Annotated in this window: 10 protein-coding genes; all 10 read right to left on the bottom strand. The window is 34.1% G+C overall.

The genetic code is table 11. The features are described from left to right. Window positions 1-188: 188 nt before the first annotated feature. Entirely contained in the window at window positions 189-1,490 is a 1,302-nt protein-coding gene (locus Q7P22_RS00035; protein ID WP_303859530.1) for a glycosyltransferase family 2 protein, read from the bottom strand. Next, window positions 1,481-2,266 (bottom strand): hypothetical protein, encoded by a 786-nt coding sequence (locus Q7P22_RS00040; protein ID WP_303859531.1) that lies wholly within the window; start codon window positions 2,264-2,266, stop codon window positions 1,481-1,483. Before Q7P22_RS00040 ends, Q7P22_RS00035 begins: the two co-directional genes overlap by 10 nt. Before the next feature lie 99 nt (window positions 2,267-2,365). Next, window positions 2,366-3,463 (bottom strand): non-hydrolyzing UDP-N-acetylglucosamine 2-epimerase, encoded by a 1,098-nt coding sequence (gene wecB / locus Q7P22_RS00045; protein WP_303859532.1) that lies wholly within the window; start codon window positions 3,461-3,463, stop codon window positions 2,366-2,368. Between the two features lie 367 nt (window positions 3,464-3,830). Next, window positions 3,831-4,493 (bottom strand): rubrerythrin, encoded by a 663-nt coding sequence (rbr, locus tag Q7P22_RS00050; protein WP_113921585.1) that lies wholly within the window; start codon window positions 4,491-4,493, stop codon window positions 3,831-3,833. 178 nt (window positions 4,494-4,671) lie between these two features. Then, window positions 4,672-6,225: an ABC-F family ATP-binding cassette domain-containing protein gene (locus tag Q7P22_RS00055; RefSeq protein ID WP_303859533.1), complete on the bottom strand. Its 1,554-nt coding sequence runs from the start codon at window positions 6,223-6,225 to the stop codon at window positions 4,672-4,674. 158 nt (window positions 6,226-6,383) lie between these two features. Further along, entirely contained in the window at window positions 6,384-7,247 is an 864-nt protein-coding gene (locus tag Q7P22_RS00060) for an AAA family ATPase (protein WP_303859534.1), read from the bottom strand. A gap of 147 nt (window positions 7,248-7,394) precedes the next feature. Further along, window positions 7,395-7,745, bottom strand: coding sequence for a DUF2200 domain-containing protein (locus Q7P22_RS00065; RefSeq protein WP_303859535.1), 351 nt, complete (start codon window positions 7,743-7,745; stop codon window positions 7,395-7,397). A 305-nt stretch (window positions 7,746-8,050) separates the two neighbouring features. Then, complete coding sequence (gene rsgA, locus Q7P22_RS00070; RefSeq protein ID WP_303859536.1) at window positions 8,051-9,136, bottom strand: ribosome small subunit-dependent GTPase A; 1,086 nt, start codon at window positions 9,134-9,136, stop codon at window positions 8,051-8,053. A 398-nt stretch (window positions 9,137-9,534) separates the two neighbouring features. Then, on the bottom strand, window positions 9,535-10,119 hold the full coding sequence (locus Q7P22_RS00075) for an ATP-binding cassette domain-containing protein (protein WP_303859537.1): 585 nt from the start codon (window positions 10,117-10,119) through the stop codon (window positions 9,535-9,537). Further along, on the bottom strand, window positions 10,103-10,699 hold the full coding sequence (locus Q7P22_RS00080) for an ABC transporter permease (RefSeq protein ID WP_303859538.1): 597 nt from the start codon (window positions 10,697-10,699) through the stop codon (window positions 10,103-10,105). Before Q7P22_RS00080 ends, Q7P22_RS00075 begins: the two co-directional genes overlap by 17 nt. Window positions 10,700-10,899 lie beyond the last annotated feature (200 nt).

Genomic DNA, 10,899 nt, shown 5'->3' on the forward strand with positions numbered 1-10,899 from the left:
ATTTTGCTTGAATTATCAAGCATGGAGCCCACTTTTATTGGTGGGAAAGTTGAGTGATTAATAAATAAAATCTCTCCCTCTTGTTTTTTATAGTATGAACTCGCTAAAATAATTGGCAATATAAAAAGAAAAGTAAATAATACGGCTAGTACTTCTATTTCCATGGCATATCATCGCTCCTTTCTGTTCTAAATTTCAATAGTCTCCTTTTCTTTATTTATTGACTCTTCCTCTTTGTTGGAGGATTCCGTAAATCGCTTAGTTTTAGCCCACTTTACCCGGCGTCTTGTGATTACATCCACTATTGCGTCTATAAATCCAAGACTTATATGCCACATGTAAAAATAAAAATTAATCATTAAAAAGGGTAGTAACGATGCCTCCCCTTCAACTCCATCCAACATCAAGCCTGTCCCTATTTCATAAAATGGTGCAAAATTCCCAAAGGAAGTGTAAGCTCCAATAAACAAAAGAGCCCACCAACCAACAAATAAATTCATTGCACCAAGAAAAAACAAAATAAAAGAACATACATGAGCCATTACTAGAAAAAATGGAACTGCATACACAAAAAGTAATAATATGCCGTCTACTTTTTCCCTTAGATTCATATACGGAGTTACTATTACTTTTCCTAAATATCTAAATAAAACTTGATTATGACCTCTTGCCCATCTCCTTATCTGCTTAGCTCGCACTTCCCACGTTTCTGGTGCCTCCTCATAACATTCTGCTGAATTAGCATAGACAACTTTCCATCCATTTGTAAATAATTTATAGGTTAGTTCTGTATCTTCAGCAAGTATTAAGGGATTGAATCCTCCTAATTCCACTATTAAATCCTTTCTAAATCCTCCAACTGTACCACCATATTGGGGAACTAAGCCCATATTATATCTTGCTTGTTGGTCAACCTGATAACCACCACATCTTTCAAGATTAATCAGTCTAGTTAAAAGATTTTTGTTTGCATTGTAAGGGATCACTCTACCCATAACAGCACCTACTTCAGGATTTTGAAATCCAACAGCTAATTGTTTCAACATGTCCCTCGCTGGGCGATAATCTGCATCAAAAACAATAATGATTTCACCTTTAGCTACTTTCATCGCATTATTTAAACTTGCTGGTTTCCCTCTGTCCTTGCTATCTCTATGTAGTGGTCGAATAAACTCGTATTCATCATGATATTTGTCTAAAAGCTCTTTCGTCTTATCTAGTGAATTATCGTTAATAGGAATAATCTCTAACCGATCTCTATCATACTCACATTCTAAAAGGGAGTCTAATACGTATTTCAACACCTTTTCTTCATTATGCATTGGTATCAATACAGAAATATACGGCATTTTTGTCGAATAAATATCGTTATAGTAAAGTTTCTGTCTTCCAAATAAACGATTATACGAGAAAACGAAATGTCTTATGGCATAAATCAGCATAACGATGATAACAAAGATCATATAAGCCTTTAATATTGTTATGACCACAACCACTCCTCTCCTCTCAATTTGTTGTTTAATAATTTAGTCATTTTGTTGATATAAAGACCATAAATAGTTACAAAATATAAAAAATCAAAAAAAGGCCCCAGAATAAAGAATAATAAAACCATATAGAGAATTGAGAACTTTTGAACAATGTACAAGAATACAATATAACGTATTATGCCGAATGCTAGTGAATACACTACTATCGAAAAAAAAGTTACAATTTTATATATTACTCCTTTGTTCACCACAAAACCTGTAATCAAACCAGCCATAACTATAAAGCTAATCCATATGCTGATTTGTTGCTTCATGTATAGATTTGAATACTCAGATCCTGTATATGGAAAAAAATCACTTGCAAAGATAAAATAAATGCAATTAATTATATGTATCAAAGATATTGCAGTAAAATAGATACTCAGCGCTCCTCCTCGTTTTTTTCCAATATTTAAAAAAATAACGGCTGAAAGAACAAGGATTATATTTAGTAAAACAAATAATATCTCTGGATATACTGTAGGTAGGCTTACAAATTCTATATTCCCCAATATCGAAAAATGGTCTTCACCTTTGTAGAATTCAACCCCTTTAAACTCCTTGCTTAGTATATAAATTGCCAACTCGGACATAAATACAGTTATATTTTTAATATTGAGGATAAATATCAACAAAACAGGAATTACTAATACGAACATATACAAAATTCCTTTTGACAATCTATTTTCTAGATGTCTATATGTTCTTGAATAAAAAATATTTTTTTTCTCTTTCATAAATAAGAGCCCTTCTCACGCTATAATTTTGTTCATTTACTTGTTGAGAGTTTAAAACTCTTTTCAAGTTCATTAAGCTGATTCATGGTAATGTATCAGCTATTTTTGCTCTAGTATATCCGCAATTCTTTTACTAGCTAATCCATCTCCATATGGATTGCTTGCTGTGCTCATTTTATCATATTCTTCTTGATCTATTAATAACTGTTTCAACGTCTTATAGATAACTTCCTCATCTGTTCCCACTAATTTTAGTGTCCCTACTTCTATTCCTTCTGGCCTCTCGGTTGTATCTCTCATTACAAGTACTGGTTTACCTAAACTTGGCGCTTCTTCCTGAATTCCACCACTATCTGTTAGTATTAAATAAGACTGTGAAAGAAAGTTATGAAAATCTACAACATCCAGTGGTTCGATAATTCTTATCCTATTGCACTCACTAAGAATTTCGTTAGCTGTTTCTCTCACAACAGGGTTCATGTGGATAGGATAAATTGCCTTTATATCGGGATGTTCAGTAATAATTCTCTTTATTGCCTTAAACATATTTCTCATTGGTTTTCCAAGATTTTCTCTTCTATGAGCGGTTATCATTATTAACCTACTATCAGATACCCACTCTAACTGTTCGTGTGTATAGTCTTCTCTTACTGTAGTTTTTAGAGCATCAATAGCCGTATTTCCCGTAACAAAAATAGAGGCAGGGTCCTTACCTTCTTTAACTAAATTTTCTTTTGATCTTTCTGTAGGGGCAAAGTGATACTTCGCCATAATAGAAACAGCTTGTCGATTAAACTCTTCAGGAAATGGAGAAAATAAATTGTACGTTCTAAGCCCAGCCTCGATATGTCCTACTGGAGTCTGCATATAAAAACAGGCTAAAGCTGTTACAAAAGTGGTAGATGTATCTCCATGAACCAATACCACTTCTGGCTTCACTTCCTCTAGAACCTCTTTCATTTTATCTAAAATACTAATTGTAACATCAAATAAGTTTTGTTTGTCCTTCATAATGGAAAGATCGTACTGTGGAGTGACATGAAATGCCTCCAATACCTGATCTAACATTTGCCTATGTTGACCTGTTACACATACAACGGTTTCTAAATTTTTTCGAGTCTTAAGCTCCCTCACCAAAGGGCACATTTTTATTGCTTCTGGTCTAGTACCAAAAACCATCATTACTCTTTTCTTCATTTATGTATATGTTCCTTTCTCTTCATTTAAACCTAAACGATATGGAAACTTGACTTACCAGGGCTAATTAGATAAGGTGGATATTTATTAATTATTTAGTATTTTATCATATATTCAACAATTAATTACAATATTTTTTATAATCTTGCGCATCAGTGTATTTTGTGAGAAAATATGCTCGAATAAACGTTCGTATCCAGTGATAATAAAAGAAGGTAATTTCATGCCAAGAACTTAATTGGTGAATAGTTGATAATTAATAATAAGATATAGCGCCATATATAAAAATCCTCCCACTATCTTGTAAAAATAGTGGGAGGATTTATTTAAGTAGCAGATCATTGAAATATGTATTTATCAGTCTCTATTAATAATTCTCTCCGTGAACTTGAAAGAAGGCTTGAGCGTATTTACATACTGGACATACTTCAGGAGCTTCTTTCCCAGTCACTTGGTAACCACAAATACGACATTCCCATACGGTTTCTTCTTCTTTTGCAAATACGTGTTTGGTTTCTACATTATCTTGTAATGTACGGTATCTCTCTTCATGTGTCTTTTCTACGCCTCCAACTTTTCGGAATCGTTCTGCTAAATCGTGAAAACCTTCTTCTTCTGCATCCTTAGCAAAACGAGCATACATATCTGTCCATTCATAGTTTTCGCCTTCTGCTGCTTGGAAAAGATTTTCAGGAGTAATACTTAATTTCCCTAGCTCTTCAAACCAAATTCTAGCATGTTCCTGTTCATTTCTTGCTGTTGATAGGAAGATTTCTGCGATTTGATCATAACCTTCTCTTTGCGCTATTTGTGCGAAAAATGTATATTTATTTCTTGCTTGACTCTCCCCTGAAAAAGCTTCCATAAGGTTTTTTTCAGTCTTTGTACCAGCATACTTATTTACTGATTCTTTCTTTTCTTCAACTAATTCAAATGCAGATGCAGGTTGCTTACATCTTGGACACTTGAAATCCTCAGTTAATTCTCCTTCGTGAATATAGCCACAAATAGTGCATCGATACTTTTTCATTTTGTTGTTCCCCTTTTCTTTTTTCTCTATTGAATAATTCTGTTATTTTAATCATAACACAAATAAGTGAAGTTTTTATCAAAAATGTGTTACCAACTCGCCAAAATTAAATTAATAGCCATTTTAGACATTGTAAATACTGCAAAATGCAGCTAATTGTTTAACATTTTGCTAGATTTTAAAGCTTTGTTGTGTACTGCTCAAGATTCCAGATTTCAGTAGCTACATCATGGTAGAATTCCGGTTCGTGAGATATTAGTAGTATCCCGCCTTTATAGTCCTTTAAAGCTCTTTTTAATTCCTCTTTTGCATCTACATCTAGATGGTTTGTAGGCTCATCTAGAAGTAATATATTCGTCTCTCTATTTAATATCTTACAAAGTCTTACCTTGGCTTGCTCCCCACCACTTAACACCATCACCTTAGACTCAATATGGTCAGTAGTTAGTCCGCATTTAGCAAGCGCTGACCTTATTTCATGCTGGTTCCAGCTAGGAAACTCTTGCCATATCTCCTCTATACACGTCCTATGATTCTTTCCCTTGATCTCCTGCTCGAAGTATCCAATTTCCAAAGTATCTCCCAATTCTACTTCACCTTTACAAGGCTTTATTTGCCCTAATATAGATTTTATAAAAGTAGTCTTACCAATACCATTTGCCCCTACTATGGCGATTTTTTGGCCTCTTTCCATTGTAAGATTTAATGGTTTAGACAGTGGAGAATCATATCCAATGACTAAATCTCTAGTTTCAAATATAAGCTTTCCTGCAGTTCTTCCTTCCTTAAATTTAAACTCCGGCTTTGGTTTCTCCCTTGCCAACTCTATAATATCCATCTTATCCAACTTCTTCTGTCTGGACATAGCCATGTTTCTTGTTGCAACCCTAGCTTTATTTCTAGCAACAAAATCCTCAAGCTTTGTAATCTCCTGTTGTTGTCTTTTATATGCTGCTTCTAGCTGAGATTTTCTAGCTTCATAAACTCTTTCAAAATCGTTATAATTTCCTACATAGCGGGTTACTTCTTTATCCTCTATATGATATATAAGGTTTACTACGCTATTTAAGAATAGAATATCATGAGATATAAGTAAAAAGGCATTTTCATACTCCTGAAGATATCTCTTAAGCCATACGATATGTTGCTCATCTAAAAAGTTGGTGGGCTCGTCCAACATAAGGATATCCGGTTTTTCTAAAAGTAGCTTTGCTAAAAGGACTTTAGTTCTCTGACCACCACTTAAGTCGTCTACATCTTTTTCTAATCCTATGTCATCCAGTCCCAGTCCTCTAGCTGTTTCTTCTACCTTTGAGTCAACAATATAGAAGTCATTATGCTCTAGGATATCCTGAATGGTTCCTACCTCTTCCATTATAGCAGCTAATTCATCCTCAGATACCTCGCCCATCTTCATATATAAATCCTGCATTTCCTGCTCAATGTCGAATAGATACTTAAAAGCACCTCTAAGGGCATCTCTGATGCTCATACCCTTTTCAAGAACAGCATGTTGGTCTAAGTATCCAACTCTAACTCTCTTTGCCCATTCTATCTGGCCCTCATCAGGTTCAAGCTTACCTGTTATTATGTTCATAAAGGAGGATTTACCTTCGCCGTTTGCTCCTATTAAACCTACATGCTCCCCTTTTAAAAGTCTAAAGGATACATCTTTTAAAATTTCTCTGCCACCATAGCTGTGATTCAAGTTATTTACTGTTAATATGCTCATTTAATCACCTTTCCGATTCGTTCACAATTCATCATGCAGTATTTTGCTTTTATATCTTACCTGTTCTAAGGTTAATTAACAATAGTTAAGTATAGAAATACATTTTTGGGGCAGTAAACATAGCATCGACAAAAAACTTGAGCTAAAACATATCGTGTTTATTTCTTCTCAAATTTATCTTTATGCTTTTGAAAAAAATCATAATAAATGCGAATATTCTCCAATTCATGCCAGGGCCTAACTGTCACTGGACTCTCATCTAAGTCGTATATTTTAGCCCTTTCTATTGCTAGCAGAAAAGGGGAATGAGTTGAAATGATAAACTGGCAGTCAAAATATCGTGCGGCCTCTCCAATATATTTGACTAATTTAAGTTGATTTTCTGGAGAAAGACTATTTTCCGGTTCATCTAATAGATACAAATTATTCTCTGAGATTTTCTCTGTAAAATATAAAAAGGCACTTTCACCATTAGAAAGTTCACGAATGTTATCCATAAGCTTGTGGCGTACATATTTTGACTGTGTTCTTCGACGTGTTTCGTTGACTTTTTTCAGTTCTTCGTAATCTTCTAGAGAAGTCATCTTAAAATCCGAATATTTTGTATCCAGATAATCCTGGAATATTTCTTCCCTCTTGTTATCAATTTCCTCATTAATCATACGGATGCTGAGCATATAATCAAAAACATCATCACTTGTAATAATTCTACTTGCACCAGGCACATCTTCAATGATACTAATCTCGCATAGGTTGAGATAATCATCAAAGAAATTTGATTTATTAAAAGGAGATTCTCTTAAGATTTTTAGTTTTTCGGCTATGATATTTAAAGCTGTCGTCTTTCCCGAACCATTACCTCCATATAAAATGGTTATAGGCTCGAAGTCAACCCGTTGGAATTCTTTCCTAGATAAAACTTTAAATGGATAATAAGAATCATAGCAAGTTCTCTTTTCTTGCATGAGAAAATCAAACTCAGTACCATCATCTGGGAATTGAAAATATTCTAAATAAATCATTAAATCACAAACCTTTTTGTCCCATAAGGAACACATCTCATTTTTTTATTATTTTATCTTATCATAGTTATCCCCTACAATCATATAAGGAAACATTATCTTTTCTTCCCTATTGTAAACTGAATCCTTAAATATTCTACCTTTACTTTATTTCCGCAAAATCTTTTCCATCTTTTTACCCTTTGCTAATTCATCGATTAACTTATCCAAATAACGAATTTCCTGCATAATCGGCTCTTCAATATCTTCTACTCGGACACCGCAGATCACACCTTTAATCAGAGACCGGGAGGGATTCAGTTGGGGGGCTTCTGAAAAAAAAGTCTCAAAGTCTGTCTCTTTTTCTAAATGCGCATCTAATTCTTCCTGACTGTACCCTGTCAACCAGCGGATGATTTCATCGACTTCGGCTTTTCTATGTCCTTTTTTCTCCGCCTTGGTAACATAAAGAGGATAAACTTTTGCAAAACTTGTTGTATAAATTCGATGTTTGGTCATAATACATTCTCCCTTATAATAAATTCTTAAAATGTGTCCCTTATCGCATGAACAACTAGTAAAATGGATCATAAAAAACAGCTAGAGAGCTCCACTTTAATAGTGAGGGCTCTCAGACTAACATCATGGCTCTATAAAAGGAACATAGTGGCTCTCTTGAAAAGTATACTGCTATCTCTTTTAAAACATTATTTATAAAGCACGAATATGTTCCCTATTGTATGTCGAGAAAGTGAATTAACTTATAATTGATGCTATAGATTCGTGTACTTTCGGTATTTTTGAGGTTAATAGTCCCAAAAACTTTATCTTCTTTTCTTTCTGTTCTGTTCTTTGATAAATTTCCTGGCGTTTTTCATTCCACCCATACCACTAAACATTTCATTCACTTTTTCTTTTTCAATCATTTTAGAATTCAAGCCTTCATATCTCGTTTCCTTTTGAAGTTTCCAATAGCTTTCTAATCTTTCAGCTGACAAAGTACCATTTTCAACTGCTTCTTGCACTGCACAATTAGGCTCATTTTTATGGGTACAGTCGTTAAATCTACATTCAGAAGCAAGCTTATCAATATCAGAAAAGGATTTTGTTAAATCCGCACTAATAATTCCAAGTTCCCTCATGCCAGGAGTGTCAATAACAACCCCCAAATTCGGCAACACCATTAGTTCACGCCTTGTAGTCGTATGTCTACCCTTATCATCATTTCTTATCCCATTTGTGCCTAGTATGCTTTCACCAAGAAGACAATTGATTAAAGTGGATTTTCCAACTCCAGATGATCCAATAAATGCAACGGTCTTACCACTAGAAAGATATTTTTTTAATGATTGGTACCCTTCATCAGATGTACTTGTTGTAACAAGCACATCTACACCTATTGCAATAGAATATATTTCGTTAAGTCTAATGTCTACTTCCTTACATAAATCTGATTTTGTGAGCACAATAACTGGTGTTGCCCCGCTATCCCAAGCAATAGCAAGGTAACGCTCTAGCCTACGAAGATTAAAATCATTGTTTAGTGACATACAGATTAATACAGCATCAATATTCGTAGCCACAACCTGAATATCTTCCTTAGAACCTGCAGTTTTACGTATAAAAGCACTTTTTCGTGGAAGTATATGATGAATAATCCCGTTTCCTTGTAAATTATCTGTTCTATCAATCATAACAAAATCCCCAACGCTAGGGTATTCCGAATGCTCTTTAACATTATAATGAAATTTACCTGAGATCTCAGCGACAATTTCACCATTTTCCGTAATCACTTTAAACACATTTTTATATTGTGATGAAACTCGGCCAATATAAAGATCTTTATATATTTTAGAATCCTGTACAAATTTTTGAGTAAGTCCTATATTTTCCATATTAATTTTATTCAATTTTATTTCCTCCTAAAGTTTAATTCTAACCTATGGGAGGCTCTATGCACGAATTTATTTTGCACATACCTCCCCGCTTGTTACAATATCCAAGTTTTTCTTGCTATACATAAAATGAACATCTCCTTTCATTACTTATAAAATTATTATATCATAATATTTAACAATCTAGGATTTACAGAAGGCTAATAATTTCTCACAGATTTTATCTGACATATCTTCTTGTATATTATATCTTTCATATTACATGAAAGTGAGCACAAACAAAATTAAGTCTTACAGGGAGCATATCAAAATGTCAAGTCCCTTGTGAATCTGTAAATTTTTTAGCGAGAAGCGATATGAAAAAACTGTCCCTAAGCCAGCAATACTTAGAGACAGTTTTTTATTGAATTATATTACTTTCCTATGTCAATTTTATGATCTCCAAAGCGCTCCATTTCATATGGGTTGTGAGTAGATAAAATGACCGTTTTGCCTTTAGTCTTTTCTTCAAAATAATCTAGGCACTTTAGATAAGTTTTCTCATCTAACTCCTTAAATGGTTCATCTAAGACAATGATATCGTAATCCGCTAAGATGGCTCTAACTATGGCAAGGCGCCTCTTCATTCCACCACTGTATGTATACACGGGAAGGTGCCTACTATTATACAATCCTACATTTTCAAATTCCTGCAGTATTTCTTTCTCTTCTCTTTTATTACCTAATACCATGTTTATATTTTCTAATCCAGTAAAGTTTTCTAGGAGTCTGTTTTCTTGAAATACACATGAAAATCTCTTTCCTTCTATTCCTGTAATCTCCCCCCTATCGTAGCCTTCTAGACCCATAAGCATCCGTAATAGTGTCGTCTTGCCCATACCTGATGGACCAGTTATACAATTATATTTTTGAGAATAGAAGGTACAGTTATAATGATTAAAGACGACGATTTCTCCATAAGTTTTATATAGATTAGATACCTCAATTTCTACTTTCATAAGAAACTCCTTTCTCAAAGCCTTTTATGAAGCGAATAATTACTTTTTCCATAACGATACTAATACCTACGATAAATAGAGTATAGGCAAATAGAGCTGGCGTGTTCAAATAGACTTTTGAATAGTACAAGGCCTCCCCAATCGTATTGACAGGTTGTGCAAGCACTTCTCCAGAAATACCAGATTTCCATGAAAATCCTAAACTAAAGCTTACTGCTGGAAGCAAAAATTCCATAACCTTTGGTAAATAGATGTATCTAATTCTATTTCGCTTATTCATCTTAAAGACAAATGCCATCTCTAACAGTTTAGGATCTACCTGTTGAAGACCTTTTAAAGTATTGCTGTAAATATTAGGTAGTACGACTAAAAGAACTAAAACTACAGAAAGGTTTTTCGAAGTAATCCAAACTAAGAGGAGGATGATTATAGAGGCCATAGGTGTGGCTTTGATAACACTTATCAAGGGATTAATGATAAGTCGAAACAGTTTGCTCATATGAGAAAGAACAGCAAAGATCATACCAAGTGCTACACCAAGGACAAATCCCAGCACAATTCGCATTAATGAATTACTCACATTCAACCAAAAAACTTTGTCATAGATGAGCTGAATGAGCGATGTAAATACGGCAAGGGGGCTTGGTAACAGCAGTGGATTATTGATTATCGCACATACAAAATACCATATCCCACCCCAAAATACAATTGGGATGGTATACATTATAACTCAACTTTCCCACCAATAAAAGTGGGCTCCATGCTTGATAATTCAAGCAA

Source organism: Alkalibaculum bacchi (assembly GCF_937875145.1).
GTDB classification, from domain to species: Bacteria; Bacillota; Clostridia; order Eubacteriales; family Alkalibacteraceae; genus Alkalibaculum; species Alkalibaculum bacchi_A.

Excerpts from the sequence above, each read along its gene's own strand:
- Q7P22_RS00055 (WP_303859533.1), bottom strand. The coding sequence starts at position 6,225 with ATGAGCATATTAACAGTAAATAACTTGAATCACAGCTATGGTGGCAGA.
- Q7P22_RS00060 (WP_303859534.1), bottom strand. The coding sequence starts at position 7,247 with ATGATTTATTTAGAATATTTTCAATTCCCAGATGATGGTACTGAGTTT.
- Q7P22_RS00075 (WP_303859537.1), bottom strand. The coding sequence starts at position 10,119 with ATGAAAGTAGAAATTGAGGTATCTAATCTATATAAAACTTATGGAGAA.
- Q7P22_RS00040 (WP_303859531.1), bottom strand. The coding sequence starts at position 2,266 with ATGAAAGAGAAAAAAAATATTTTTTATTCAAGAACATATAGACATCTA.
- Q7P22_RS00065 (WP_303859535.1), bottom strand. The coding sequence starts at position 7,745 with ATGACCAAACATCGAATTTATACAACAAGTTTTGCAAAAGTTTATCCT.
- rbr (WP_113921585.1), bottom strand. The coding sequence starts at position 4,493 with ATGAAAAAGTATCGATGCACTATTTGTGGCTATATTCACGAAGGAGAA.
- wecB (WP_303859532.1), bottom strand. The coding sequence starts at position 3,463 with ATGAAGAAAAGAGTAATGATGGTTTTTGGTACTAGACCAGAAGCAATA.